Source organism: Streptomyces shenzhenensis, from assembly GCF_021462265.1.
Lineage (GTDB): Bacteria > Actinomycetota > Actinomycetes > Streptomycetales > Streptomycetaceae > Streptomyces > Streptomyces shenzhenensis.
Window position 1 is genome coordinate 43,018 of sequence record NZ_JAJONF010000045.1, and the last position, 24,395, is coordinate 67,412.

The 24,395-nt window shown below is 70.3% G+C and carries 28 protein-coding genes and 2 pseudogenes; 17 read left to right on the top strand and 13 right to left on the bottom strand.

Annotated elements, in window-relative coordinates:
- Window positions 1-7: 7 nt before the first annotated feature.
- Window positions 8-1,741, bottom strand: coding sequence for a hypothetical protein (locus LQ326_RS37725; RefSeq protein WP_234543583.1), 1,734 nt, complete (start codon window positions 1,739-1,741; stop codon window positions 8-10).
- 673 nt (window positions 1,742-2,414) lie between these two features.
- The gene (locus LQ326_RS37730; protein ID WP_234543584.1) at window positions 2,415-2,816 is read right to left on the bottom strand and encodes a hypothetical protein; all 402 of its coding nucleotides are present in this window, start codon (window positions 2,814-2,816) and stop codon (window positions 2,415-2,417) included.
- Window positions 2,817-3,000: 184 nt separating this feature from the next.
- Here LQ326_RS37730 and LQ326_RS37735 point away from each other — a divergent pair, with 184 nt between their 5' ends.
- Window positions 3,001-4,125: a helix-turn-helix domain-containing protein gene (locus LQ326_RS37735; protein ID WP_234543585.1), complete on the top strand. Its 1,125-nt coding sequence runs from the start codon at window positions 3,001-3,003 to the stop codon at window positions 4,123-4,125.
- Window positions 4,126-4,308: 183 nt separating this feature from the next.
- Here LQ326_RS37735 and LQ326_RS37740 read toward each other — a convergent pair whose 3' ends face one another.
- The 4 genes from LQ326_RS37740 to LQ326_RS37755 form a co-directional block, all read right to left on the bottom strand.
- A complete protein-coding gene (locus tag LQ326_RS37740) occupies window positions 4,309-5,319 on the bottom strand; it encodes an amino acid permease (protein WP_234543586.1) in 1,011 nt (336 codons plus the stop codon).
- Window positions 5,320-5,776: 457 nt separating this feature from the next.
- A complete protein-coding gene (locus tag LQ326_RS37745) occupies window positions 5,777-6,544 on the bottom strand; it encodes an amino acid ABC transporter ATP-binding protein (protein WP_268208081.1) in 768 nt (255 codons plus the stop codon).
- A gap of 85 nt (window positions 6,545-6,629) precedes the next feature.
- Complete coding sequence (locus LQ326_RS37750; protein WP_234543587.1) at window positions 6,630-7,475, bottom strand: amino acid ABC transporter permease; 846 nt, start codon at window positions 7,473-7,475, stop codon at window positions 6,630-6,632.
- A 31-nt stretch (window positions 7,476-7,506) separates the two neighbouring features.
- Entirely contained in the window at window positions 7,507-8,349 is an 843-nt protein-coding gene (locus tag LQ326_RS37755) for an ABC transporter substrate-binding protein (RefSeq protein WP_234543588.1), read from the bottom strand.
- 213 nt (window positions 8,350-8,562) lie between these two features.
- Between LQ326_RS37755 and LQ326_RS37760 the strand changes: the two genes are divergently transcribed.
- Both LQ326_RS37760 and LQ326_RS37765 read left to right on the top strand, forming a co-directional pair.
- Window positions 8,563-10,182, top strand: a complete 1,620-nt coding sequence (locus LQ326_RS37760) for a gamma-glutamyltransferase family protein (RefSeq protein WP_234543589.1) — start codon at window positions 8,563-8,565, stop codon at window positions 10,180-10,182.
- A gap of 51 nt (window positions 10,183-10,233) precedes the next feature.
- Window positions 10,234-10,947 carry a TetR/AcrR family transcriptional regulator gene (locus LQ326_RS37765; RefSeq protein ID WP_234543590.1) on the top strand — a complete coding sequence of 238 codons (714 nt, stop codon included), beginning with the start codon at window positions 10,234-10,236 and terminating at the stop codon, window positions 10,945-10,947.
- A gap of 134 nt (window positions 10,948-11,081) precedes the next feature.
- Here LQ326_RS37765 and LQ326_RS37770 read toward each other — a convergent pair whose 3' ends face one another.
- Complete coding sequence (locus LQ326_RS37770) at window positions 11,082-11,342, bottom strand: hypothetical protein (RefSeq protein ID WP_234543620.1); 261 nt, start codon at window positions 11,340-11,342, stop codon at window positions 11,082-11,084.
- Here LQ326_RS37770 and LQ326_RS37775 point away from each other — a divergent pair.
- The 3 genes and pseudogenes from LQ326_RS37775 to LQ326_RS49160 all read left to right on the top strand — a co-directional run.
- A pseudogene (locus LQ326_RS37775) lies at window positions 11,251-11,536 on the top strand (hydroxymethylglutaryl-CoA lyase-like TIM-barrel protein); the annotation flags it as partial. The gene LQ326_RS37770 and the pseudogene LQ326_RS37775 overlap by 92 nt on opposite strands.
- Window positions 11,537-11,700: 164 nt before the next feature.
- Entirely contained in the window at window positions 11,701-11,823 is a 123-nt protein-coding gene (locus LQ326_RS48085) for a hypothetical protein (protein WP_268208089.1), read from the top strand.
- Between the two features lie 106 nt (window positions 11,824-11,929).
- Window positions 11,930-12,643, top strand: a complete 714-nt coding sequence (locus tag LQ326_RS49160; protein ID WP_234543619.1) for a hypothetical protein — start codon at window positions 11,930-11,932, stop codon at window positions 12,641-12,643.
- A 206-nt stretch (window positions 12,644-12,849) separates the two neighbouring features.
- Here the strand turns inward: LQ326_RS49160 and rpsN are convergent, their stop codons facing one another.
- Both rpsN and rpmB read right to left on the bottom strand, forming a co-directional pair.
- The gene (rpsN, locus tag LQ326_RS37785; RefSeq protein WP_234543591.1) at window positions 12,850-13,155 is read right to left on the bottom strand and encodes a 30S ribosomal protein S14; all 306 of its coding nucleotides are present in this window, start codon (window positions 13,153-13,155) and stop codon (window positions 12,850-12,852) included.
- The gene (gene rpmB, locus LQ326_RS37790) at window positions 13,155-13,391 is read right to left on the bottom strand and encodes a 50S ribosomal protein L28 (protein ID WP_234543592.1); all 237 of its coding nucleotides are present in this window, start codon (window positions 13,389-13,391) and stop codon (window positions 13,155-13,157) included. The genes rpsN and rpmB overlap by 1 nt, the downstream gene beginning before the upstream one ends.
- Before the next feature lie 67 nt (window positions 13,392-13,458).
- Here rpmB and rpmG point away from each other — a divergent pair, with 67 nt between their 5' ends.
- From rpmG to LQ326_RS37825, 7 genes and pseudogenes are all read left to right on the top strand, one after another.
- Window positions 13,459-13,623: a 50S ribosomal protein L33 gene (rpmG, locus tag LQ326_RS37795; protein ID WP_030573688.1), complete on the top strand. Its 165-nt coding sequence runs from the start codon at window positions 13,459-13,461 to the stop codon at window positions 13,621-13,623.
- A 31-nt stretch (window positions 13,624-13,654) separates the two neighbouring features.
- Window positions 13,655-13,909 carry a type B 50S ribosomal protein L31 gene (locus LQ326_RS37800; RefSeq protein WP_234543593.1) on the top strand — a complete coding sequence of 85 codons (255 nt, stop codon included), beginning with the start codon at window positions 13,655-13,657 and terminating at the stop codon, window positions 13,907-13,909.
- Window positions 13,909-15,060 (top strand): CobW family GTP-binding protein, encoded by a 1,152-nt coding sequence (locus LQ326_RS37805; protein WP_234543594.1) that lies wholly within the window; start codon window positions 13,909-13,911, stop codon window positions 15,058-15,060. Before LQ326_RS37800 ends, LQ326_RS37805 begins: the two co-directional genes overlap by 1 nt.
- A 55-nt stretch (window positions 15,061-15,115) precedes the next feature.
- The gene (gene rpsR / locus LQ326_RS37810; protein WP_234543595.1) at window positions 15,116-15,355 is read left to right on the top strand and encodes a 30S ribosomal protein S18; all 240 of its coding nucleotides are present in this window, start codon (window positions 15,116-15,118) and stop codon (window positions 15,353-15,355) included.
- A gap of 296 nt (window positions 15,356-15,651) precedes the next feature.
- Window positions 15,652-15,915, top strand: coding sequence for a GNAT family N-acetyltransferase (locus tag LQ326_RS48485; protein ID WP_308402104.1), 264 nt, complete (start codon window positions 15,652-15,654; stop codon window positions 15,913-15,915).
- Window positions 15,916-15,955: 40 nt separating this feature from the next.
- A complete protein-coding gene (gene rpmF / locus LQ326_RS37820; RefSeq protein WP_234543596.1) occupies window positions 15,956-16,105 on the top strand; it encodes a 50S ribosomal protein L32 in 150 nt (49 codons plus the stop codon).
- Window positions 16,106-16,111: 6 nt separating this feature from the next.
- Window positions 16,112-16,235, top strand: a pseudogene (locus LQ326_RS37825) (GTP-binding protein); the annotation flags it as partial.
- 334 nt (window positions 16,236-16,569) lie between these two features.
- On the opposite strand, the gene LQ326_RS37830 reads toward LQ326_RS37825, so the two are convergent.
- The gene (locus LQ326_RS37830) at window positions 16,570-17,187 is read right to left on the bottom strand and encodes a TetR/AcrR family transcriptional regulator (protein ID WP_234543597.1); all 618 of its coding nucleotides are present in this window, start codon (window positions 17,185-17,187) and stop codon (window positions 16,570-16,572) included.
- A 189-nt stretch (window positions 17,188-17,376) separates the two neighbouring features.
- Here LQ326_RS37830 and LQ326_RS37835 point away from each other — a divergent pair, with 189 nt between their 5' ends.
- A complete protein-coding gene (locus tag LQ326_RS37835) occupies window positions 17,377-19,032 on the top strand; it encodes an amidohydrolase (RefSeq protein ID WP_234543598.1) in 1,656 nt (551 codons plus the stop codon).
- 95 nt (window positions 19,033-19,127) lie between these two features.
- Window positions 19,128-20,609 carry an APC family permease gene (locus tag LQ326_RS37840; RefSeq protein ID WP_234543599.1) on the top strand — a complete coding sequence of 494 codons (1,482 nt, stop codon included), beginning with the start codon at window positions 19,128-19,130 and terminating at the stop codon, window positions 20,607-20,609.
- Between the two features lie 154 nt (window positions 20,610-20,763).
- Here the strand turns inward: LQ326_RS37840 and LQ326_RS37845 are convergent, their stop codons facing one another.
- A complete protein-coding gene (locus LQ326_RS37845; protein WP_234543600.1) occupies window positions 20,764-21,159 on the bottom strand; it encodes a TetR/AcrR family transcriptional regulator in 396 nt (131 codons plus the stop codon).
- A gap of 308 nt (window positions 21,160-21,467) precedes the next feature.
- On the opposite strand from LQ326_RS37845, the gene LQ326_RS37855 reads away from it, so the two are divergent.
- Complete coding sequence (locus tag LQ326_RS37855; RefSeq protein ID WP_234543621.1) at window positions 21,468-21,695, top strand: hypothetical protein; 228 nt, start codon at window positions 21,468-21,470, stop codon at window positions 21,693-21,695.
- Between the two features lie 44 nt (window positions 21,696-21,739).
- Here LQ326_RS37855 and LQ326_RS37860 read toward each other — a convergent pair whose 3' ends face one another.
- On the bottom strand, window positions 21,740-22,273 hold the full coding sequence (locus LQ326_RS37860) for a GNAT family N-acetyltransferase (protein WP_234543601.1): 534 nt from the start codon (window positions 22,271-22,273) through the stop codon (window positions 21,740-21,742).
- Between the two features lie 370 nt (window positions 22,274-22,643).
- Window positions 22,644-23,687 carry an NAD(P)-dependent alcohol dehydrogenase gene (locus LQ326_RS37865; protein WP_234543602.1) on the bottom strand — a complete coding sequence of 348 codons (1,044 nt, stop codon included), beginning with the start codon at window positions 23,685-23,687 and terminating at the stop codon, window positions 22,644-22,646.
- 94 nt (window positions 23,688-23,781) lie between these two features.
- On the opposite strand from LQ326_RS37865, the gene LQ326_RS37870 reads away from it, so the two are divergent.
- A complete protein-coding gene (locus tag LQ326_RS37870) occupies window positions 23,782-24,378 on the top strand; it encodes a TetR/AcrR family transcriptional regulator (protein ID WP_234543603.1) in 597 nt (198 codons plus the stop codon).
- Window positions 24,379-24,395 lie beyond the last annotated feature (17 nt).

Genomic DNA, 24,395 nt, shown 5'->3' on the forward strand with positions numbered 1-24,395 from the left:
GCAGGATCTACAGACCCGCCGCGATGTCGGCGGCGTAGTCCACGGTGATCGCATCCTGCTGTGCGGTGGTGTAGACGGTGTCCGACCTGGCCATGCCGCTGGTCACCTGGGCGATGCCGTAACCACAGTCGGCGGCAGACCAGTTGATGGTGTGGACGCTGCCGCCGTTGCCGTAGTAGCGGCCCTGGACGAAGTTGCCGCTCTCTCCGGCGGAGGCCCGGGATGTGGCCTGGAGCAGATTCGACTCCTGGGAGAGCACACCGAGCATGATCTGCGCGGGCACCCGGCCGCCGCCCTTGAGAGCGACGGGCGGGAACAGGCCCTGCGGGGTGTACGACGGGATGTCGGTGCCGTTCCATCCGGTACGGCGGCGTACTTCGAGCTTGCCTTGGACGGCAAGGTCCGTGGCCCACTCGACCATGGCCGGGGACGGCTGGAGCGACTGGAGCTTCGGGTCGTTGCGGGTGACCGCGCAGCTCCGGTCCGGGTCGGTTGTGGAGTGCACGGGGCTGTCGGGGTCGGTGGCTTCCACGGCGTCGGGCTTCCTGGTGCCCGACGACCCGCCGGTGGGGGGCGCGGCCAGTGCCGGGGACTGCTCGGAGCCCTCGGCCGGCTTCTGGGCCTTCGGCTTCACCCGGAATTCGAAGGTCTTGCCGGTGCCGGGCACCAGGGCGTCGATGCCGACAGGCAGAGCGGTGCCGGTCGTGGTCTTCCTGCCGCCGGCCGTCCCGGCGCCGTTGCCGACCCCGGTCAGGGCCAGAAGACCGGTCGTGGAGACTTCGGAGGCGGCAGGGACGTCGAGGATCTTCCAGCTCTTGGGCAGGTCCGGGCCGAACACGTCGTCCTGCGCGTCCTTGCCGGTCACGAAGACATGGCCGCCGGTGCCGCGCAGCGACAGCGCACCGAGCAGGCCGGAGGCGAGCAGCTTGTCGGAACCGGCTTCGGTGACCCGGCGGACCTGCACCTTCTTCTTGTCGGCCGTCGGGACCTGGTAGGCGAGGCCGTCGTGTGCGTCCGGCACGAGACGGAAGGGCGTGCCCTGAGCGCGGGTGAGGGTGCGCAGGTGCCCCTGGCGGTCGACGGAGACCACCGCGTCACCGGTGGCCGCAGCGATGCCCGCCCCGAAGGGCACGGCGGAGGTCAGCTCACCGGCCACGGTCTGCCGGCCGGCCACCTTGCCCTGGTCGGCGTCGATGGTGAGGAGTTGGGTGCCGTTACCCTCGGGGCGGGAGAGCACGGCCTTCTCGCCGTCGCCGCAGCCCGGGTTGAAGTAGGCCATCGAGACCAGTTCCGGCAGCTTGGTCACCGTGCCGTTCACCAGGTTCACCACGGCTGCGAAGGCGCCCCGCTGGAAGCCCTGCTGGTCGTTGACGGCCTGCCGCGGTGCGTAGACCACGATGGCGCGGTCGCCGGAGCCCGTCACACAGCTCTGGCCGATCCACTGGTCGGTGTCGATGCCCGGCTCGGAGAGGGTCGCCGCGGTGCGCCACCGGTAGGCACTTCTCGCGTCGGCCACCAGGACGTGCAGTCCGGTGGAGTCGCCGTCATAGGAGACCATGCGGTCGCCGGACTGCTGCCAGCCGTCGGGAAGTCGGGAGGTGTCCGTCACCCGGTCCGTCGGTGCGGCGTCGGGGTCGAAGGAGCCAGGCAGGGAGGCTGAGGCGAAGGGCGCGGCGATGGCCATCACCGCCATGGATACCGCGCCGGCCAGGAGTATTCGGCCGCGCCGGCTCTTCGGCACCCGCCAGCGATGCCTTCCTCCTGAACTTTCACGGGAAGTGCGCAAGGAATTCCATCCGATTTCATTTGTGAAGGTCCGTTACCGGCACGGTTGTTCCCCCGGAACCGGTAAATGCGGAAGCTACCAGTCCGCACTGAACGGATTCCTGACGAAGGGTGGGCTACCGCCGGGTATCCATGGAATATCCACAAGATCCACTGGCTGATTGCAGTGGGGTGGTGCGTTGTTCACGCGCCCCCCATAAGCACACCGAGGAGCCGGGCATCCACAGGATGCCCGGCGCGGCTGGGGCCGCCAGGCGGAGGCGGACGCCGGGGAGCGCGGCGACCGGGCGACCACTCCCGAGCCCGAGGATCGAGACAACTCCGTGTGAAAACAGAGGCATTGAGGCCGACGACATCCGCGAAGCGGCGAGTGCGGGTACACCAGCCAGGCCCACCGAGACCAGCGCCTCCGCGCCGGCCGGCTCCGTCACGGACAGCTGCGACAACGTGATGGCCGAAGCCCTGAACGGCATCGTCAAGGCCGAACTGACAGCCGTTAGGCTCCTCACCCCACGAGGCACAGAACATGGCGAGAGCCTTTGCGCGCATAACGCGCGCAATTCTCGGCGACGGCCGGACTTGCGCCGGGCCGTCGCTTGTATTCCCAGCGCCGCCGGCGCGGTCCCGAGCTACCCCTCGACGGTGAAGGACGGGCCGTCGGGCCGGGTGATCCGGATCTCCTTGAGGTCCGTACGGGGTTCGCCGACGTACCGGGGGAAATAGTTGCCCTTCTCCTTGGGCACGGGCACGAACCCGTTGTCCTCGACCTCGACGACCTCGCCGGAGTTCTGGTCGTAGACGACGACCAGGTTCTCGGCCGGGTGCGCGTAGGGGTCGTCGTCCTTCTCCATGCGGGTGTGGACGAGGCAGCGCAGCAGGCGCCGACCATCCACGTCGTCGCCGTAGTGGCCCGTCGACCACGGCTCGATACAGACGAGGTCGAGATCGGTCATGCCGCGGGCCGCCAGCACCTCGATCACGCGCGGGTCCTTCTTGCAGTTCTCCTCGGCCTCGGCGAACTCGTCGAGCATGACCGGCGGCTGGGTGCCCTTGGGCAGTTCCTTCCAGCCGGTGGTCGTCTCGGCGGCGAGATCCAGGATCGCCTCGTAGGCCGTCCCGGTCGCCCGGCCGATGGGGAACGAGTTCGCACGCCGGATGGCCGCGACCGGATGACTCTACACCTACGTTTCCAAGGCTTTCGGGCCAAGTACTGGCATGTTCACCAGCACCAGTCCGCAGCTGGCCTACGGATTCATCTCCGTATTCGCGCTGGCGAGCAGTGTCGACCATGTCGGCCTCGCCGTGCACCGGAGCACCGGTTGGGCCCCGCCCCCGTGGGCCTCGGCCGTGCTCGTGCTGGCCCTGGCGGGCGCGGTGGGCACGCTCATCGTCCGGGAGATCAGCCTGACGCTGCGGATCCTGCTCATCATCGAGGCGGCCACGGCTGGCGTCGTCCTCGTGCTCACTCTCGTACTGCTCGTCAACCTGTACCTGCGCGGGCAGATGGACTGGTCTTTGCTGGCGCTCCACCAGGCGACTCCGAAGAACGTCGGCGCCGGGGCCGCCGTCGTCATGACGGCGTTCGTCGGTTTCGAGAGCTCGACCGCGATCGGCGCCGAGGCCACCAGCCGTTCCGCGACATCCCGCGTGCCCTGGTGTGGACCGTGGTGGCGGGCGGTGCCCTCTACTTCCTGGCCGCCTCGCCCCAGGTCGCGGCCGTTGGCATGCTGGACATCCCCGCCGCGGACGGCGGATCTGCGCGCCCGTGAACCGAAGGCCATCCACCGAGCGCTGCGTGTCCTGGAAGCCGTCGCCGAGATCGGTCCCGGAGCAACCGCGAAAGAGGTCTCCCAAGCACTGGAGTACCCGACCGCGACGACCTACCGGCTGCTCAACCTGCTGGTCCAGGACGGATACCTGGTGCGGATGCCGGACCTGCGGGGATTCGCGCTGGGCCGGAAGGTCACCGCGCTCGCCGGATACGTCGAGGCGGCACGGGTGCCGACCGCCGTACGCGCACTGTTGGAAGAACTGCGCGGACAGATCCACGCCGGAATCCATCTCATCCGGATCGACGGGGGCCGGCTCACCTTCGTCGACACCGACGACGTCTTCCCGCCGCCCGCCCTCGACGCGGTCCGGATCCTGCGCACCGGGGATCTCACGGCCCTCGTCCACGAGGCCACCGATCTGCCCAGCCTCGTCGCCCCCATCCTCGACCACAGCGGGCAGATGGCGGCCTGCCTGCTGCTCGTCGGCCGGCCGTCGCCACCGCCCGGCGACCGCGAGGCGCGGATCCTGAGTGAGTACGCCGAGCGGTTGACCCCGCTGATCGTTTGAAAGACCGGTGGGCGACCGCCAGGGCCGGCGCTCGCCCACCAGCCGGCCGGAGTCGCGACCGGTTCAGCGAGCCTCTTGTGAGGCTCCCCGCGTTCACCGGAAATCCTCCACCGGGAGCTCTGCCTCCAGTTCGCCGCCGTAGTGCTCGACCGCCGGATCGCGGTGCAGCCCACCGCTCATCGCTTACTCCTCTTCCGGCGCGAGCACCAGGCGGTGACGGGCGACGAGGTAGTAGAGGGCGAGCCCGATCACATAGAGCACGGCGATCGCGATCACTGCACTGCGGTGGTCGCTGTTGATCAGGATGCCCACGAAGGTGACCGCCGCGATCACGAACGCCAGTACCGCGCCCCAGTTGCCGGTGGGACTGACGTAGGGCCGCACGGCGCGGGGGTACTTGCGGCGCAGCACCACGAACGAGACCATCTGCAGCATGTAGGCCAGCACTGCACCCCAGACCGAGATGTTCAGCACGATGCTCGACGCGGTGGCGCCGGCGTGGCTCGCGACGAGCAGCGCGACGAAGCCGATGGCCGCGCCGGCCAGCAGGGCGGCATAGCGCGTCTGGCGCTTGCCGGTGAGAGACAGGAACCGCGGGTAGTAGCCCGAGCGCGACAGCGAGTAGAGGTTGCGGCCGTAGGCGAACATGATTCCCTGCAGACTCGCCAGGAGCCCGATCAGCGCGAACCCGGCGAGCACGCGTGCCCAGCCGCCGGGCAGGAACGACGCGAAGCCGTCGAGGAGGGGCTGTCCCGAGGCGCCGGTCGTCCTGGCGCCGAGCACCGCGGTGTTGAAGACGTAGACCAGGACCGCGAAGACCATCAGGGTCACCATGCCGGCGATGCCCGCCCGGGGCACGTCGCGCTGCGGGTTGTGCGCCTCCTCGGAGGCCAGCGGGAGTTCCTCGATGCCGAGGTAGAACCACATCGCGAACTGCAGCGCGTACAGGAGCCCCTTGAGCCCGTGGGGGAGCACCGAGCTGTGGCCGGCGCCCGGGGCGATGTCGTCGAGCGAGCCGAAGTGGACGGCGCCGTGCGCGAGGGCGGAGACGAAGAAGAACGCGAGGATCGCGCAGGAGAGGATCGCGATGGTGAGGGCGAACTTGAACGACACCGCCGCGCCCCAGGTGTTCAGGGCGACGAAGACGCCGTAGAGAATGATCCACCACAGCCACCCGCGCAGGCTGAGAACCACCCCTCACGGTCAGAGGCGTACTGCCTCTGTGGCTGCCGGCAGGGGAAGTGGCCCCAGCCGGCATCGAGTTCCGCCTTCTCTTGTCGCTCTCGAACGCCGTGATCGTCAATGGGCATTGACCCCACCGGGGTACGCAAGACGCAGGTCGGCGGGTGGAGCCGTCACCATCCGCCGACGCGGCCCCGGTGGTGATGGCTGAGGCCGGCAGGAGGCGGCAAGTGGGGTCACGGAACACTGATCTTGATCTCTGTCCCCGGTGTTGAGCCGGACCCGGCGATGTGTCCCGCCATGGGCGGCCCAGAAGTTGTCGCCGTCCGGGCCCGGTGAGCGTCACCACGGCCACCGGCAAGGGCATCTGGGCCGCGACCCGGGCGCTCCGCAGGCTTGACCGGCCACCCCGCTCGGCGGCAGGATGCGCGCCGGGATCCGTGTCGGCGCCGCGCGTGCTCAGCGTTGCTCAGCCGTGCTCGTTGATTCGGCGCAGGAAGGCGCGTGTGCGTTCGTGGGCGGGGTCGGTCATGAGTTTCTCGGGAGGGCCTTCCTCCAGGACGACCCCTTGGTCGAACATGACCAGCCGGTCGGCGGCCGAGCGGGCGAACCCCATCTCGTGGGTGACGACGATCATCGTCATGCCGTCGTCGACGAGTTCCTTCATCACGGCGATGACCTCGCCGACCATCTCGGGGTCGAGGGCGCTCGTCGGTTCGTCGAAGAGCATCAGCTCCGGCTTCATGGCGAGGGCGCGGGCGATGGCGACGCGCTGCTGCTGGCCGCCGGACAGGGCCGACGGCCGCGACGATGCCTTGTGTTCGAGGCCGACCCTCGCCAGGAGCGCCTGGGCCTGCTCCCGCGCCTCGGCTTTCGGCATGCCCAGGACCTTCGTCGGCGCGACGGCCACGTTGTCGAGCGCGGTCAGATGGGGAAAGAGGTTGAAGCGCTGGAAGACGAAACCGATGTTGCGGCGGCGTTCGGCCACCACCTTCGGCCGCTCCTCCACCGGCCGATCGGAGCCCGACGGCCGCGGCCGGTAACCGACCGGGCGGCCGTGGATGAGGATCTCGCCCTCGTCGATGCGCTCCAGGTGGTTGAGACATCGCAGGAACGTGGTCTTGCCGGACCCGGACGGCCCCACCATGACCACGACCTCGCGGGCCCTGACGTCCATGGAGATGCCGCTGAGCACCCGGACATCGCCGAAGCGCTTGACCACCCCGCGTGCCGACATCACCGCCGACGCGTCGGCCGGCCCGGCGGGTGACACTGTCCCGTGGCCCTCTTGTTCGCCGGCCTGCCTCGTGATCGGTTCCATGTCAGTGGGCCTCCTTGCCTACGAGCGTGGCGTCCTCGCGGCCGGTGGTGCGGCCCAGGCCGCCACCGGTGAGCCGCTCCCGCAGCGAGGGTGCGGCGATCAGCTGTCCGGGATCGGCGAGTCTGCGCTCGATGAAGCGCTGGACGAAGGACCACACCGTGGTCAGCGCGAGGTAGTAGCAGGCGGCGACGAGGAAGATCTCGAAGGTCTTGAAGGTCGCCGAGTTGATCGACTGCGCGGTCAGGAACATCTCCTGCAGGCCGATGACCGACAGGAGGGAGGTCGACTTCATCATCAGGTTGAACTCGTTGCCCAGCGGCGGAATGATGATCCGGATCGCCTGCGGCAGCAGCACGACCCGCATGGTCATCGCCGGGGTCATGCCCAGGGCCTGCGCGGCCTCCGCCTGCCCGGGATCGATGGCGTCGAGGGCCGCGCGGAAGATCTCGGCCATGTACGCGGCCTCGTTCACGGCGAGCGTCAGAATGGCCGCCTGCACGACGCCGAGGAGCACGAGCCCGCCGACCTGGACGTCCTCGAAGCGGTAGACGCCCGCCGCGGCGAGGCCGTTGTAGACGAGGACGAGTTGGACGAGCAGGGGCGTACCGCGGATCAGCCAGACATAGGTCCGGCCGCCCCAGCGCAGCGGGGAAAAGCGGCTGCGCTGGGCCAGGGCGACGGCGAACCCGAGGAGCACACCGAGCAGTTGGGCGACCACCGAGATGTAGACGGTGCGCCAGAGCCCGTCGAGGAACACTCCGGAGGGCGAGAACAGGTAGTGCCAGAAGAACGGCCAGTCGAAGCCGGCCGGCTGCACTGCGTCGGCGAGGACGGTTGCGTGAGTCACGTCGTCTTCTCTCTGCGAGCCTTTCCCTTGATCAGTTGGCGATGTCGTCGCCGGCCAGGTTCCACTTCTTGAGGATGGTGTCGTACGCGCCGCTCTTGCGTACCGCTGCCAGGGCCTGGGTGAGCGCGTCGTGCAGGGAGGTGTCGTCCTTGCGGGTCGCGGCTCCCACCTTGATGCGGTTGAACGGTTCGCCGACGAGGCTGAAGGCGCCCGGCTGCTGCTTCAGCACATACGCGGCGGTCTCCAGCGTCGTGCCGTAGGCGTCCACCAGGCCGATGCGCAGTTGCTGGAGGGCGTCGCTGTCCTTGGTGAACTGCCGGATGTCGATCTTCGGCTTGCCGGCCGCCGCGCACTTCTCGGACTGACCGGTGAGGTACTGGACGACGGTTGTGCCCGTCTGCCCGGCCGCCTTCCTGCCGCACAGATCCTCCGCGCCCTTGATGGCCTTGGCATTCTTCTCGGCCACGACCAGGGTGTTGGAGGCGTACATGTACGGGACGAAGTCGACGACCTTCTCCCGCTCCGGCTTGATGTAGAGCTGGCTGATGATCGCGTCGCACTGCTTGGCCTGCAGCGCGGGGATGATCCCGTTGAAGCTGGTGTTGGCCCAGTTCGCCCGGACCCCGAGCGCGGCGGCCAGCGCGTCCCCGAGTTCGACCTCGGCTCCGACCGGCTTCTGCGCGGCGTCGTAGTACGTCAGTGGCGGCGCGCTGATGTCCGAGCAGTAGGTGATCTGACCGCCCTTGACGAGCGCGCCCGCGGGCAGCTTGACCGACGCCGCCGTCGTGGTGGCGGCGTCGGCTCCACCGGAGTTGCCGGCGCATCCGGTGAGGGCCATGGCGGCCGCGGCGGTGGCGGCGGTCAGTACGGACACCGATCGACGGGAGAGGGACAGCGACCTGGCCATTTCCGAACCCCTTTGCGATTTCACGCTGTTGCGCGACGATGTAAGTCAGTGTCATAGTCGATATCGTTGACTATGGAGGGAAGCTAGGCCCGCCGCTCTCGGACTGTCAAGAAGTCCCTTGTAACGCGGCGGTTAAAGAGGCCGCACCGCAGGCGGCCGCCGACGTACTCGGGAAGGGAAATGATGTCCGCACTCACCGAACGCCCGCTCGCCGCGAGGGGCGGGGAATGGGCCGTCGCCACGCCCCACGCCACAGCCGGCGACGTGGCGGCCGAGGTGCTGCGCGGGGGAGGCAACGCGGTCGACGCGGCGCTTGCCGCCGCCGCCATGCTGACGGTGGTCTACCCCAACCAGTGCTCGGTCGGCGGCGACCTGCTGGCGCTGGTGGGCACCCGGGACGGTGACATCCGCGTCGTCAACGCCAGCGGCCGGTCCCCCCGCGCGGTCGACGTACCCGCGCTGACGGCGGCGTACGCCATGATGCCGGTCCGCGGAGCCCTGCCGGTGACGGTCCCCGGCGTGGTCGCCGGATGGGGCGCCCTCGCCGAGAACTGGGGCACCCGCCCGCTCGCCTCGGCGCTCGCGCCCGCCGAGGCCGCCGCCCGTGAGGGGGTGCCCGTGGCCTCCGGACTGGCCCACGACCTCGCACGGGAGAGCGGCCACCTGGCCCGGGATCCCGGCATGCGAGGGGTGTTCTTCACCGACGGCGAGGTCCTCGCGGCCGGACAGACGCTGCGCCAGCCCCACCTCGCCCGCTCCCTGGCCCTGATCGGCTCCGAAGGCCCCGCCGCGATGTACGGCGGAGAGGTGGGCGCGAGCCTGGTGAAGCTGCTCGCGGCGGGCGGCTCCGCGATGACGGAGGAGGACTTCGCCGCACACACCGTGGACCTCTCACAGGCGCTCGCCGTGGAGTACGACGGTGTCGAGTACCTGTCGGCCGGTGCGAACTCGCAGGGCCTCTACTTCCTCCAGGGCCTCAAGGCACTCGACGTGGTCCGCACGGTCCGCGGGCCGCTCGACCCGCTGGGCCGCGACGCCGGCGTGGTCGCCTCCGTACTCGCGTGGGCCGCCGGTGACCGCGACCGCTACTGCGCCGACCCGGACTGGAGCAGTGCCCCGGTCGACCACCTGCTGTCCGACGCGTACGCCCGGCGCGTCGCCGAGCACGCCATGTCGGGCGCGGCGGTCGGCCTCCTCGCACAGCGCAAGGCGTCCGGTGACACCGTCGCGGTGGTGGTGGCCGACGCGGACGGCACCTGGGTCTCCCTGATCCAGAGCGTCTTCCACAGCTTCGGCGCCGCCGTGCTCGACCCCGGCACCGGGATCGTCCTGCACAACCGGGGGGCCTCGTTCTCCCTCGACCCCGCCTCGCCCAACGTGCTGGCCGGAGGGAAGCGGCCGCTGCACACGCTCATGCCGGTTCTGGTCCGCGAAGGGGGCGAACTCGTCGGCGCGCACGGCGCGATGGGCGGACGCGCGCAACCCCAGGTGCACACCCACATGGCCCTGCATCTCGCCGCAGGTTCCGCCCCCGAACACGCCGTGTCGGTGCCACGCTGGATACTCGGAGCCATGGAGGCAGGGGGGACGACCGGCGCGGGTGTCGTCAGCACCGAGCAGGACGTCCCGCCCGCCGGCGTCCACGCCATCGAGGGGGCGGGCTTCACCGTCCGCTCGCTCGGCGCGAACGACGACGAGGTGGGCCACGGGCAGTTGGTCCGGCGGGTCCCCGGGGACGGCGGGCCGCACCTGGCGGCGGCCAGCGATCCGCGCGCGGACGGTTCGGCGGTCGCCGGCTGACGCCGTGGCCGGGTACGCGATCATGAGATCGATCGACGTGGGGAAGGAAGCATGACCAACAGCAGTACCAGGACGACCAAGAGGGCGGGCCGGAGCCGGCTGCCGCGAGGCACCCTGAGCCAGGAACTGATCATCCAGGCGGCATTCAGGGTCGCGGACTCCTCCGGTATGGAGAAGCTGACGTTCCAGGCCCTCGGCCGTGAGCTCTCCGCCCATCCGACGGCGATCTACCGGCACTTCCGCAACAAGGACGAACTACTGCTGGCACTCATCGACGCCCTGCACGAGGAGGCACTGGCCAGCACCCCGCCGCCCACGGACGACTGGGCGCACGACCTCATGGAGATCGCGATCCACACCCATGAGGCGTTTCTCCGCCATCCCCGGGTGGGGGCCCTGGCGGCCGCGCGCACCGCCCGGCGGGAGAACGAGTTCCGGTCCGTGGAACGCAAACTGGACTGCATGCGCAGGGCCGGCCTCGACGACGCCGAAGCAGCCCGCTACTACCGGGTCTTCGCCGACCTGGTGCTGGCCTACAGCGCCATGGACGCGAGCCTGGCCGCGCTGTCCCCGGAACTCCGGGACGCCGACCTGCACGCATGGAAGACCGACTACCTCACGCTGCCACCCGACAGATATCCCAACATCGCACGGGTCGCCCCACGGTTCGTGGGTCTGGACGACCCCCAGAACTTCGTGACGGCCGTCCAGGCGGTCATCGACACGGTCCGGGCGAAGACGGAGCACGAGGCGCGCCGCACCTGAGCCGCGGCGCGCCGGGTCCTCACGAAGCCGACCAGCCGCGGCGCACCCGGTCCTCACGACGCGGACACGACGCGACGCGAGCCAAATCCGTAGGACTGCGACATGCCCGCGCAGACCTCCGCCAGGCCCTACTGTCAGCCCACGCAGCACTGGTCACTCACCCCAGCGGCCCTCATGGTCGGCGAGCGCGGCAGCCAGCGCATCGAGGACGCACAGCCTTCGTCAGCCCCGCGAGGGCGCGAGGGGACGGGGAGTTCCGGGTCGTTCTCGTGCAGAAGCCAGCGCAGCTTGTTCGCCGCGGCGGTCGACGTGCCCGTCATCTTCCACGGCCACAACAACCTCAGCACGGCCGTCGCCGACTCGATCGCCGCGGTCTGCGCGGGTGCCACCGTCATCGACGGCTGCGCGCGGCTTCGGCGCCGGTGCCGGCAACACCCAGCTGGAAGTGGTCGTGCCGCTCCTGGAACGGCTCGGCTACGCCACCGGTATCGACCTCGAAGCCCTGCTGCACGCGGCGGACGTCGCCCACGAGCAGCTGATGCCCGCCCCTCCGATCAGCGACTCGGTGAGCTTGGTCAGCGGACTGGCAGCGTTCGACGTCGCCGCCGTGTGCACCGGCTTCGTGTACGCCCTGGCCGCTCGGACCGATGGTGCTCGGCAGCGACGGCGCCCACCGCGACCTCCTGGTCGTCCCGCACAGCGGCCACATGCAGATGCAGGGCCCGGACCCTGTTCCGGCACGCCGTCGACGGGATGTGGCTGCCGCCCGAGCGGCTCGGCGTACGTCTCGGCGACGACGTCCTGGACAAGGACGCCGGCATCGGAGCCCTGAGCACGCTGGTCGAGCAGCAGCTCGGCGCGCAGGAGCAGCGGTGAACCGGCCCGCACGGAGGTCACTGAGGGCCTGGCTGATCACCCCCGCGGTGAACGCCGGCCGGTTCGAGAAAGCCAAGTCGTCCGGGCCGACGTCGCCCTGGCGGACCTGGAGGGCTCCGTCGCCCCCGCCGACAAGGCGACCGCCGCCCGCCTTCTGCACTCGGCGGCGGGCGACGGCCTGGTGCTGGGCCGGCGCGTGAACGCGCCCATCACCGTCGACGGTGTACACGACCTCGCGGCCGTCTCCGGCTACACCCACCGGCCTGGCATCGTCCTGGTCGCGAAGGTGGAGTCCGCCCGCGACATCGAAGTGGTCGCCGGTGCCCTGGACACCGGCGGGCAGGCCGCCGTCATCTACGCGCTGACCGAAACCCCGCGCGCCATCGACCGGCTGCCCGCGATCGTGAGGGCCGACCGGCTCGACGGCCTCCTGTTCGGCGCGGCCCGCAACACCTTAGCGCGCCCGGGGAAGGTACGACGCCGGGTGCCCTCGTCGTCGGCGGAGAACACCCAGCCGGTGTGGTCCGTGTGCAGGTGGGTGAACGCCACCGTGTCGATGTCCTCGGGCGACCTGCCCAGCAGGGCGAGCGTCTCCAGCAGCGCACCGCTGTCCGCCGCGCCCATCTCGTTCGCGAACGTGAGCGCACCGGGTCCCGTGTCCATCAGCAACGCCCGGCCGGCCCGCTCGACGAGCAGGCCGCCGACCGACATCGGCACCCGGCCCGTCGCGTCCAGCAGCCCGGCACTCCCCTACCAGTGCCCTCCCGGCACCGAGGGGAAGAAGGCACCCGTGAAAGCCATCACCCCGTCGACGACGTAAGTCGCCCGCACGTCACCCGTCTGAGAGAACGGACTGCGGACTGCGCTGCCAAGGACCCGGCAGCTTGACTACTCGCCAGACACCCTGTTGTTCACATCGGATTCGCGTCAGTCGATCGGTCACGCACAGACCATGATCGCGCAGACACCTGGAAGGCACGGCTCGGACGTGGGACGCGCCCCTGGTGTTCCGGAGCAACCGTCATGTCACCAGGACGACTTGGTGACACCGGGCAGGTAACCCGCGTGCGCCTGCTCCCTCACGCGGACACGGGAGAGCCCGAACTTGCGCAGATGCCCCCGGGGGCGGCCGTCGACGCTGTCACGGTTGCGGACCCGGGTGGCGCTGGCGTCGCGGGGCTGCCGACGCAGTTCGGCGATCGCGGCACCTCGCTCGGCCGCCGTCGAGGACGGACGCCGGATGACGTCCTTGAGTTCGGCGCGCCGGGCGGCGTACCGCTCGACGAGGGCCTTGCGCTTCTCGTTCTTCGCGATCTTGCTTCGCCTGGCCATCAGACCTTCCCTCCCCGGGCACGGATGCGCGCGACCGCCGCCTCCACGCCGATCGTGTCGACGATCTTGATCCCCCGGGCGCTCAGGGTCAGCCGCACATGCCGGGACTCACCGGGCAGCCAGTACCGCTTGCGCTGGACGTTCGGGTTGAAACGGCGGGAGGTGCGCCGGTGGGAGTGGGAAATGCGGTTGCCGAAGACCGGCCGGGCGCCGGTCAGTTGGCAGTGAGCGGACAAGGGATGACCTGCCTCTCCTTGATCGACTGACTATTGAGAATGGAAATCGTTCCCATATAGTAGCCGCATGGCTCGCAACGAACTCCGCCCGGTCATCAAGCTCCGCTCCACCGCGGGGACCGGCTACACCTACGTGACCCGGAAGAACCGCCGGAACGACCCGGACCGTATGACCCTGCGCAAGTACGACCCGGTCGCCGGCCGGCACGTGGACTTCCGCGAAGAACGCTGATCCGACCGCCCACCCCTCAAGGGAGCCCGCCATGAAGCCCGGCATCCACCCCGCTTACGGTCCCGTCGTCTTCCGGGACAAGGCCGCCGATTTCGCCTTCCTGACCCGCTCGACTCTCTCCAGTGACAAACGCGTCGAGTGGGAGGACGGCAACACCTACCCCGTCGTGGACGTCGAGATCTCCTCGGCGAGCCACCCCTTCTACACCGGTACCGCCCGGGTCCTCGACACCGCGGGCCGCGTCGAGCGCTTCGAACGCCGCTACGGCCGCTTCGGGGCCCGGTGATGCGCGAGGAAGGCCGACTCCCGGTCGTCATCGTCGCCGGTCTGCACGCGGACGCCCGCCGCCACGTGGTCGACCGCCTCCTGCGAGCGGTGCCGGGCAGCGTCGTCCTCCACCACGACCTCGCCACCGCGGGCGAGGGAACCGTACGACGGCTCGTCCGCGACGCGTCCGGCGTCCTCGCATCGGGCGAAGCGCCGCTGGTCAACGACTGCGCCTGCTGTGCGCTGCGTGACGATCTCGTCCCGGAACTGGAGCGGCTGGCCGGCCACGGCCTGGCCCGGCTCGCGATCGTGGAGTTGTGGGACTCGGTCGAGCCCAGGGCCATGGCGGAGGTCGTCGCTGCACACAGCGGCGACGGCCTGTCTCTCACCAACGTGATCACCGCGGTGGACCCGGCGCTGGTCCTGCCGTACCTCTCCAACGGAGACGACCTGGCCGAGACGGGACTCGCGGCAGCCTCGACGGACCAGCGCACCGTCGGCGACACCTGGGCCCGCCAGCTGGAGTACGCGCCGGTGCTCGCCCTCGTGGACAGCGAGGACGCGGACGAACACGACCACGCCCTGCTGACCCAGCTGCATCCCACCGCCCGCCATGTCGACGCGGCCTCAGGAGAACTCGCGCAACTGGCCTTCGCCGGATTCGACGTGGAGGCGGCGGCCGCCGCTCAGCACCCGGCCTGCGCACTCCTGCCCCAGGAGGCCGACGAGGCGGACGTCGGCACGCTGGTCTGGCACCGCGCCCGCCCCTTCCACCCCGAACGCCTCTATCAGGCCCTTGAGGACCTGTGCTGCGCCGCCGCACGCAGCAGGGGCCGCTTCTGGCTCGCCGACCGCCCTGACACCCTGCTCTCCTGGGACGCGGCCGGCGGGGCCCTGTGTGTCGAAAGCGCAGGCCCGTGGCTTGCCTCCCTGCCCGACGCCGCATGGGAGCTGGTCCCCCCGGTTCGGCGGGCGGCCGCCGCACTGGACTGGCATCCGGAGCACGGCGACCGCTGCCAGCACCTGGTCTTCACCTCACCCGGACTCGACCGCTCCGGTATCGCGCGGCTCCTCGACTCCTGCCTCCTCACCGACGCCGAGTACGCGGCCGGACCCGAGGGGTGGCAGCACCTGTCGGCGGCCTTCGACTGTCTGCTCGACGCCACGTGAACCGCCGCCGCCCCGTCCACCCGTCGCCCGTCACCGTCCCATCCGAGGAATCCGCATGACCCGACGCATCAACGACACCCGCAAGCCGGCGAAGTCCCGCCCCAATCCCCTGGTCGCGGCCGGTATCACCTACATCGACTACAAGGACACCGATCTGCTGCGGAAGTTCATTTCCGACCGGGGGAAGATCCGCAGCCGGCGCGTCACCCACGTCACCGCTCAACAGCAGCGCCAACTCGCCGCCGCCATCAAGAACGCCCGCGAAATGGCCCTCCTGCCGTACTCCGGCAGGTGACGGGGCGCTGCGCACGGCAGTGAACACCGACGGACCGGGCCGCCGACGGGGGCCGTCCGGCAGGCTGACCGCCATGGGAGCGCACACGGCAGCGCGCTGAGTTCACACAGATCACCCGGCCCCACGAGCGACCTTCCGGCCTGGGGCAGGAGCTGGTCGACTGCAGGTGACGATGAGCAATGCCGGCGGCGCGGTCATCCCGCACGGCGTCGCGTTGCCGCCGGTGAGTCCGCAGGACGTGGGGCCGGTGTTCGACACGATCGTCGAGCACTCGCTCCGCACCGGAGCCGCTGCTGGTGGCCACGGTGGTGGGCGTGCCGGCGGGACGGCTGCTCCTGCGCCGCGATCCGCACCCGCTCGTCGCGCACTGCGGCGTGGCCAACCACGTGCAGACGCACACCCGGTTCCGTCGCCAGGGCATCGGTGCCGCGTTGATGCGCCGTGTCCCCGGCGTCGCCCGGGACGGGATGGGGCTGGAACGGCTGGGATTCACGGCGAGGCCGGGCCTGCGGCTGGAGGATTTCTACCGCGGGCTGGGCTGGGTAGAGGTCGGCCGGTGACCGGGGGCACTGCGGGTCGCCCCCGGTGACGACCGCGAAGATGTCCCGCAGCAACACCCGCCACCGCCGCGCCCAGTGGAAGGCGGGCACGCCCGCACTCGTACCGATCACCGTCGACGGCGTGCCGCACCTCGTGCCGCAGCGGCTGGTGAAGGCGTACGAGCGCGGGCTGCTGCACCCCGAGAGCTGACCGTTCATGCCTCACGACCGGCTGCCAGTCACTGTCCTGTCCGGATTCCTCGGCGCGGGCAAGACCCGCCCTCCTCAACCACGTCCTCGGCAACCGCGAGGGCCTGCGCGTCACGGTCATCGTCAACGACCGCTGGTTGGCTTTGCCTTTGCAGGTCCAGCGGGTCAGGTCCTGCCAGCCCTGCCCGGGCGCGTCCATGCACAGCTTCACTGACTGTTCTCCATCCGCTCGGGGTGGCCGGTGAGGTTCGAACAGGGGCCTGGTTCAGGCGAGTCGGCCGGTGCGGATGCGCGGAAGAAGGGTCGTCGGGTCCAGCCCGTCCGCTCCTGGGCGTGACTGTCCCGCCCACAGGTTTGGCGATCCGGGGATGCCGAGATCGCACTCGCCGGCCTCGCACGGCACGGGCCCGATGGCGGCGGAGGAACAGGGCGCTGCTGGGGGGTCGTGGGGTGGGCCGACGCGGGTCAGTCGTGAGGAAGCAGGTGGGCGAACCCGCTGAGCATGGCCCGCAGGCCGATGTCGAAGGAGCTCTTCGCGCGCGTGTGGTCGGTGGGGGTGTGATCGAGTACGGCGCTGAGGTGCGGGGCTGTTTCGCGGGTGACGTTGGAGACCATGACCGGCGGTGAGACCAGATCGAGCGCGGAACCCAGGATGAAGCTTTCCAGCGCGTTGATCAGCGGTATGACCTGGGCTTCGGCGAACCCCGCGGCAAGCAGCGACTCGGCGACCTTCTCGTACATGGCGTGCATGAAGGGCTCGGCGAGCGGGGCGACGGCGAGGAGCGGCACCGCGCCGGGGTGTGCGGCGAACGCGGCGAGGTAGGAGCGGGCCCAGGCCTCCAGGGACTGGGCCCAGGGCTGGGACCAGTCCTGGTCGGCGTCGCCGGTGGTCAGGGCCAGCTCCTCACGCATGAGGGAGATGATCTCGTCTCGACCCGAGACGTGGTGGTAGAGCGCCGAGGGGGCCACTCCGAGGGCACGGGCCAGGGCGGGGATGGTGAGGGTGCCCTGCTCGTCGGCCAGGCGCAGTGCGGCGGCGCCGATGCGACGCCGGTCCAGCAGTGGGGTGCGTGGCCGTGGCACGGCGACTCCTCTGTCGTCTCGCGTGGCGAGGGGCGAGCCGGTCGGACCGCCGCGCCCAGACTTTACCGAATAACTTTCAGTAAAACCCTTCCACCCCGCCGGGGTGACGCCTACATTACCGGAAACCGAACGCCTTTCAGTTTATGGATCCGGGCGACGTACCAGGTCACAGGAGAGCACTGCCACGCCATGCACGCAGACATCGTCTTCACCGGGGGAACCGTCCGCACGGGCGACCCCGACGCCCGCTGCCATGGGGCCCTCGCCGTCAGGGACGGCCTGATCAGTGCCCTGGGCGCCGAGGCACTCACCACTCGCGGTCCACGCACCACAGTGGTCGACCTGGCGGGCGGGGCACTGCTGCCCGCCTTCGGCGACGGCCATGCCCACCCGGTGCTCGGCGGGCTCGGGCTGCGCGGCGTGCCGGTCAGGGCCTGCTCCTCGGTGGAGGAGATCGTCGAGGCCGTGCGGCGCTGGGCCGAGGACCACCCGGAGGCCGAATGGATCACCGGCGACGGCTTCGATCCCTGGCTGGCCCCGGACGGGCGGTTCGACGCGCTCTGGCTGGACACCGCAGTGCCCGACCGCCCGGTGCTGCTGCGCACCTCCGACCATCACACCGCCTGGGTGAACGGCGAGGCGCTGCGGCGCGCCGCATACACCGCCACCACCCCCGATCCGCCGGGCGGCCAGATCGTCCGCAGGGACGGAGGCAGCGAACCACTGGGCACGCTCCGGGAGTTCGGCGCCATGAACCCCGTCCTGTCCCTGGTCCCGACACCGTCCCCGCAGGAGCACGTGGACGCCCTGCGCGAGGCGGCCTCCCTCTTCGCCGCCGCCGGCGTGACCTGGGTGCAGGACGCCCTGGTCCTGCCCCAGCACGCGGACGCGTGGATCACGGCCGCGACCACGGGCCCGGGCCTTCCGGTCCGCGCGGACCTGTGCTTCCTGCTGGAGCCCGACGACTGGCGGGAGCGGATCACGCGCTTCGTGGCCGACCGCGAACGGGTGGAGAGCGCCGCGCCCGGACTGGTCACCGCGCGGAGCGTGAAGTTCTTCGCGGACGGTGTGCTCGAGGCCGGTACCGCCTCCCTGCTGGAGCCCTACACCGACTGCCCGCACTCCCACGGCATGGCCACCTGGGCACCCGCCGAACTCGCCCAGGCCGTCACCGCCGTGGACGCGCTCGGCTTCAGGCCGCACATCCACGCCATCGGCGACGGCGCCGTACGCGCCGCCCTGGACGCCGTCGAGGCCGCCGACCGTGTCAACGGGCCACGCGACCGGCGCCCGGTCATCGCCCACGCCGAGCTGATCGAAGCCGCGGACCTGCCCCGTTTCCGCTCGCTCGGGGTGATCGCCAACCTCCAGCCGCTGTGGTCGCAGTGCGACGCACTGATGACCGAGCTGATCCTGCCGAGGATCGGCCCGGAACGCGGCGCGCGGCAGTACCAGACCGCCTCCCTGCTCACCTCCGGTGCCCATGTCGCGTTCGGCAGCGACTGGCCGGTCACCGCCCACGAGCCACTGCGGGGCATCGCCACCGCGGTCACCCGCCAGACGCCCGAGGGCACCCCCGAAGGCGGCTGGCTCCCGGCCGAGCGGATCAGCAGCGCGACCGCTCTGTCCGCCTACTCCGCAGGCAGCGCCCACCAGGCCTTCCAGGAGAAGGAATGGGGCGTGCTGCGCCCCGGCATGCGCGCCGACCTCGTGCATCTCGCCGCCGACCCGGTCACCACTCCACCGGCCGACCTCGCGCACCTGCCCGTCCTGGGCACCTGGCTCGCCGGCCGCCGGACGCACGGCACCGGCACCCCGACTCCCGCGCGCACCGCAAGACACTAGGCGTACGGTCACTGCGTACGTCGCCGTCAGGCCGGCCGCCGCGGGTTCGGGGAAACCTCGCTCACCCTCGCACACACGCATCACGCGGAGACATCATGACCGAGCACCTCGTCCCCACCGCACCTCAGCAGCCCCTACAGACCGCCGGGACCGGCGCCGGCAGTCACCTGCGGCGCGGCACTCTCGGCCTCGCCGACATCGTGTTCTTCGTGGTGGCGGCGGCCGCGCCGCTCACCGTGATGGCCGGGGTCGCACCACTGGCGATCCTCTTCGGCGGCATCGGCGCCCCGGTCGCCTACCTGGCCATCGGCGTCGTGCTGTGCCTGTTCGCGGCGGGGTTCACCGCCATGACGCCTTACATACGCAACGCGGGCGCCTTCTACGCGTACATCACGCGGGGGCTGGGGCGCCCGGCCGGGCTCGGCGCGGCACTGCTCGCGGTGTTCTCCTACAACGCGCTGCAGATCGGTGTGTTCGGGGCCCTGGGCTTCTTCGCCGCCGGCACGGCCAACGATCTCCTCGGCATCGACCTGCCGTGGTGGGCGTACGCCTTCACGGGGGTGGCCGTCGTCTGGTTCCTCGGCTTCCGTTCCATCTCCCTGGGAGCCAAGGTCCTGGCCGCGCTGCTGATCGCCGAGACCGCCATCCTGGCGCTGCTGGCCGGTGCGATCCTGATCAAAGGTGGAGCGAACGGCCTGAGCCTGGCGTCCTTCGCACCGTCCCACGTGTTCACCTCGCAGATGAGCGCGCCTCTGGGGCTCGCCGTCGCCGCCTTCACCGGCTTCGAGGCCACCGCCATCTACCGGGAGGAGGCCCGCGACCCCGACCGCACCGTGCCCCGCGCCACCTATCTCGCCGTCGGCTTCCTCGGCCTCTTCTACACGTTCGTCGTCTGGGTCATCGTGCAGGCGTTCGGCAACGACGGCGCGGTCGGCGCCGCAGCCAAGAACCCCGCCGAGATGTTCTTCACGGCCATGACGCACTACGTGGGCGCCTGGGCCACCGACCTCCAGCGCATCCTCATCATCACCAGCCTGCTGGCCTCCCTGCTCGCCTTCCACAACGCCATCACCCGCTACGGGTACGCCCTCGCCACGGAACACGCCCTGCCCGCCTCCCTGGCCCGCGTCCACTCCCGGCACGGTTCCCCGTGGATCGCCGGCATGGCCCAAAGCATCCTGGCCGCCGGGACCGTGACGGTGTTCGCCGTGATCGGCGCCCAGCCGTACAACCAGTTCATGCTGTGGGTCAACACCCCTGGCGTGATCGGCATCCTCGCCCTGCAACTGCTCGCCGCCTGCTCCGTCGTCGCCTACTTCCGCCGCAACCCCGCGCTGCGCGGCGAGGGACGGCTGCGCACCCTCGCCGCCCCGGGTGCCGCCGCCGTCCTGCTCGCCGCGGCCACCGCACTGGTCTGCACCCGCCTCAACCTGTTCACGGGCGCCGGCCCGGCCGTCAACTGGACACTGGCCGCACTCACCCCGGCCGTCTTCCTCACCGGCGTCGTCCTCGCCGCCCGGATGCGCCGCTCCCGACCGGACGTCTACGCCCGTCTCGCCACCGCAGACATCGACTGAGCGCCGATCCTCGCCCCGCACGACGGCCTCTTCGGTACCCGGCCGAGACCGGGTGCCGAAGAGGCCGCACCCGTTGGCCCCCTGCCCTGCCGACGGCGCCCGCGCAGGCTGGGCCGCCGGTGACGACTTCGCGGACTGCCCGTGACCGGCCTCTTCAGGCGAACCGGCGGTGCAGCAGTGCCCGCAACCCGTCTTCGGCCAGCGATGGTCGGCCCAGCAGAAGCCGACGGTGCGGGACGCCGTCGACGACAGTGACCAGGATCTCCGCACGGTGCTGCGCGTCGGGTTCGTCGATGCTCGTCAGCGCCTCGGCCAGGGCCTCGACGAAGGCCGTGCGCGAGGTGTGGAGGTGGCGCAGCAATGCGGGCGTGCGCGCAGCCTCGAGTTGTAGTTCCACGCGCGCCCGGTAGTGGTCGGGTGCTTGCTGCAGCGCCCCCACCGCCCGGATCAGCACCTCGACGACGTCGGAGACGGTCGTGGCGCGCCTGCCGTCGTCGACGAGCGCGTCTGCGGCGGCCCGACTGTCCCGGGTGAACAGCGCCTCGGCCACCAGCGTGAGGAGTGCCGCGCGGGTGCGGGCGTAACGGCTGGTCGCGGCCCCTACCCGACCTCCTCACCCACTGTGGCCCCGCTGATCGTGGCGAGGTTCACCAAGAGCCAGCGCCACCCCTGCCAGGCCCGTGCCCAGTGCACCACCTCCCGCGAGAGCGCCCGCGCCGTGGTGCCACCGAAGCCCGGCACTCGAGCTCCCCGCATCGAGTGGCCGCGTTACGTCGCAGCTCCCGTGAGACGGTCGCCGGGTCGCGACCGAGCTGGCGCGGGAGTGGCTTGCCTGGACGTCGGCCGGGGTGGAGGGACTTGCGCCTCAAGCGGCTCGACGAGTCCTGTCGCGGGAGCGTGCGGTCGTGGCAGAAGCACAAGGTGCGCGTCACCACGGAGGCCGCGATCGCCACGGTCACCGGGCTGATGGCGCTCCTTGAAAACGGCTCTGGCCGCAGTTCCGTGAAAGCGCAGGTCAGCGACAGGAACAACAGCATCCGTCGCCTGGGTGTCCGTACCGTCACGTCAATGCGCTCGGGGACGTAGGGATAGTGGGCGGCTGTCCTGTGGTGATCGACAGCCTGACCGGTTCATGCCTGGAACTCGGTGAGATCGATGGCGTGAACCCGCAGCGGGTAGCCATGCACCGGGTGTGCCGTCTCTCGCTCAGGCACCATGCCGAGCTTGCGGATGACGTTCTCGGAGGCGTTGTCACCCACCCGGTTGATGCTGATGACCCGGTCCAGGCCGCGGTCCTGGAGAGCGAACTCCAGTGTGGCGTGGGCGGCTTCGGACGCGTATCCCTGGCCCCAGAACTGTGAGCCGATCCGCCAGCTGATCGCCACGGCGGGGAGCACCTCCGGCAGGAACTCGGGTACGGACAGTCCCGTGAAGCCGATCAGTTCGCCCGAGGCCAGCAGTTCGACGGCGAAGAGTCCGAAGCCCTCCTCGTCCCACTCCTCCTCCCACCGCTCGATGTCCTCGGCCGTGTAGTCCAAGTCGCGCACCGAGCCGTCATCGATCCAGCGCATGACCCGTGGGTCCGCGTTGATGTCTGCCATCGGCGCGAGGTCGTCGTCGTGCCAGCTGCGGAGGAGGAGGCGGGGTGTGCGGATCTCGGTCATGCGCCCATCCTGCCGAAGGCAACGGCCTGATCGGCAATCCGGCGCTCGCCCGCGCTGCTGCTGCGGAACCACAAGGCGTCAAGCCGCCAGTACCGTGCACCGTGACGGGTGAAACATCGGGCCGACGGCGGGGCAGAGGACGTGCCGCTTCGGCAGCGCGGTCGAGACGTGAGACCGATTCGGCGGCAGCCTGCCGCAACACCAAGATCATTCACGGAATCGCGGCCAGAGCCTTGAAAACGACCACCCCCTGCTCGCGGATGCCACCGGACCTGCTCGACGAGTCCCCCACCCATCCGACACCTGATCTGCGTTCAGACGGCTCTCGTGGTTGTCGCCGGGCTTGCTGTTGGACAAGCCGCGCCGTCGGTCAGTCCAGATCCGACATGTCGAGCACGAAGCGGTAGCGGACGTCGTTGCGCTCCAGGCGTTCGAGAGCCCTGTTCACCTGCGAGGAGGGCAGCAGTTCGATGTCGGCGGTGATGCCGTGCTCAGCGCAGAACTGCAGCATGGCGGCGGTGGACGGGCGGCCGCCGCTGCCGGCGGAGCTGAGCTTCTTGCGGCCGATGAGCAGGTCCATCGTTTCCACGGTGACCGATCCGAGGTGGCCGAGGCAGCTGAGGGTGCCGTCCATGGCGGCCACACGCAGGTACGGAGCCAGGTCGTGGGGGGCGGAGATGGTGTCGACGACCACATCGAACTGGTCGCGGACCGCTTCCATCTGCTTCGGGTCGGTGGACATGACGAATCCGTGCGCCCCCAGGCCGCGCGCTTCGTCAGCCTTGTCCGGGGTCCGGCTGATGACGGAGGTCGTGGCGCCGAGCGCGGTCGCCATCTTGACCGCGAGGTGTCCCAGGCCGCCCAGCCCGGCCACGGCGACGGTACTGCCTGGCCCCACTCCGAGCGCCTGCAGCGGTTCCCAGACGGTGACGCCGGCGCAGAGCAGGGGGGCTGCGGCGGCTGCGTCGAGGCCCGCGGGGAGACGGTAGGCGAACTGATTGCTCACGACATACTCGCGGGAGTACCCGCCCAGCGTGGTCGATCCGTCCTGCCGGTCGGCTCCGCCGTAGGTCAGCGTCGGGAACTCACGGCAAAAGTTCTCCTGGCCGGCCTGGCACATGCCGCACATTCCGCACGAGTCGACGATGTTGCCGACGGCTACGGGGTCACCTGGGGAGAAGTCGGCAACTGCGCTGCCGACCTCGGTTACCACGCCTGTGAACTCATGCCCGGGTACGAGCACGCCGTTCGCGTCGCTCTCATGCGCCTGCAGCGCATGGAGGTCTGTGTGGCAGACACGGCAGTACTCGACACGTACCGCGATGTCGTCCGGGCGCAGGTCCCGGCGCTCCAGTGCCGCGCGGCGCAGAGTCCGTGTCGTGCTGTCCGCCTGCCATCCGGTCGTGGAACGCATCTCTGACTCCTAAGACAGACTGTTCGGTCTATTTGACCGTAGACGCATGCGACCAAGAGGCAAACAAACTAGTCTGTCTGTTAAGCTGCGGAGCATGCCTGACCAGCCATCCAGCCGCCGCGGAACCGCGACGTACCAGCGCATCGTCGACGCCGCCACCCAGGAATTCGCCCAGTACGGCATCGCCGGTGCACGCATCGAGCGGATCATCGCCGCCGCACGCACCAACAAGGCGCAGCTCTATGGCTACTTCGGCAACAAGGAGCAGCTCTTCGATGCGATCTTCTTCGCCTCACTGGAGCGGATCACCAATGTCGTCCCCATCGACGCCACGGACCTCGCCGACTGGGCGGTGCGCCTCTACGACGAGTACCTCAGCCGCCCCGATCTGATCCGGCTCGCGACCTGGGCGCGCCTGGAGCGGCGCCCAACTGGGCATCTCATGGCGGACCACGACCGCTACGACGACCACAAACTCCGCGCCATCGCAGAGGCCCAGGCCGCCGGGCGCATCAGACAGGGAGACCCCTTCGACGTGATGGCCATGGTCATCGCCATGTCCATGGCCTGGTCTCCGGTAAGCAACGTCTACGCCGCCTCCGCCCAGGAGCCCGCGAGCGTGCACGACCAGCGGCGCACCCTACTCAGAGACTGCGTAAGCCGCTCCGTCGCCCCGGACCGGGAAGCCTGAGCACACCACGACGGTCC

Bases quoted from the DNA above. Each gene is read 5' to 3' on its own strand.
- rpsR (WP_234543595.1), top strand. From the start codon at position 15,116: ATGACCCGACGCATCAACGACACCCGCAAGCCGGCGAAGTCCCGCCCC.
- LQ326_RS37765 (WP_234543590.1), top strand. From the start codon at position 10,234: ATGACCAACAGCAGTACCAGGACGACCAAGAGGGCGGGCCGGAGCCGG.
- LQ326_RS48085 (WP_268208089.1), top strand. From the start codon at position 11,701: ATGTGGCTGCCGCCCGAGCGGCTCGGCGTACGTCTCGGCGACGACGTC.
- rpmF (WP_234543596.1), top strand. From the start codon at position 15,956: ATGTCCCGCAGCAACACCCGCCACCGCCGCGCCCAGTGGAAGGCGGGC.
- LQ326_RS37840 (WP_234543599.1), top strand. From the start codon at position 19,128: ATGACCGAGCACCTCGTCCCCACCGCACCTCAGCAGCCCCTACAGACC.
- LQ326_RS37800 (WP_234543593.1), top strand. From the start codon at position 13,655: ATGAAGCCCGGCATCCACCCCGCTTACGGTCCCGTCGTCTTCCGGGAC.
- LQ326_RS37735 (WP_234543585.1), top strand. From the start codon at position 3,001: ATGTTCACCAGCACCAGTCCGCAGCTGGCCTACGGATTCATCTCCGTA.
- LQ326_RS37745 (WP_268208081.1), bottom strand. From the start codon at position 6,544: ATGTCGGCACGCGGGGTGGTCAAGCGCTTCGGCGATGTCCGGGTGCTC.
- LQ326_RS37860 (WP_234543601.1), bottom strand. From the start codon at position 22,273: ATGACCGAGATCCGCACACCCCGCCTCCTCCTCCGCAGCTGGCACGAC.
- rpsN (WP_234543591.1), bottom strand. From the start codon at position 13,155: ATGGCCAGGCGAAGCAAGATCGCGAAGAACGAGAAGCGCAAGGCCCTC.
- LQ326_RS37865 (WP_234543602.1), bottom strand. From the start codon at position 23,687: ATGCGTTCCACGACCGGATGGCAGGCGGACAGCACGACACGGACTCTG.
- LQ326_RS37870 (WP_234543603.1), top strand. From the start codon at position 23,782: ATGCCTGACCAGCCATCCAGCCGCCGCGGAACCGCGACGTACCAGCGC.
- LQ326_RS37760 (WP_234543589.1), top strand. From the start codon at position 8,563: ATGATGTCCGCACTCACCGAACGCCCGCTCGCCGCGAGGGGCGGGGAA.
- rpmG (WP_030573688.1), top strand. From the start codon at position 13,459: ATGGCTCGCAACGAACTCCGCCCGGTCATCAAGCTCCGCTCCACCGCG.
- LQ326_RS37730 (WP_234543584.1), bottom strand. From the start codon at position 2,816: ATGCTCGACGAGTTCGCCGAGGCCGAGGAGAACTGCAAGAAGGACCCG.
- LQ326_RS37770 (WP_234543620.1), bottom strand. From the start codon at position 11,342: ATGACGGTGGCACCCGCGCAGACCGCGGCGATCGAGTCGGCGACGGCC.
- LQ326_RS37835 (WP_234543598.1), top strand. From the start codon at position 17,377: ATGCACGCAGACATCGTCTTCACCGGGGGAACCGTCCGCACGGGCGAC.
- LQ326_RS37805 (WP_234543594.1), top strand. From the start codon at position 13,909: ATGCGCGAGGAAGGCCGACTCCCGGTCGTCATCGTCGCCGGTCTGCAC.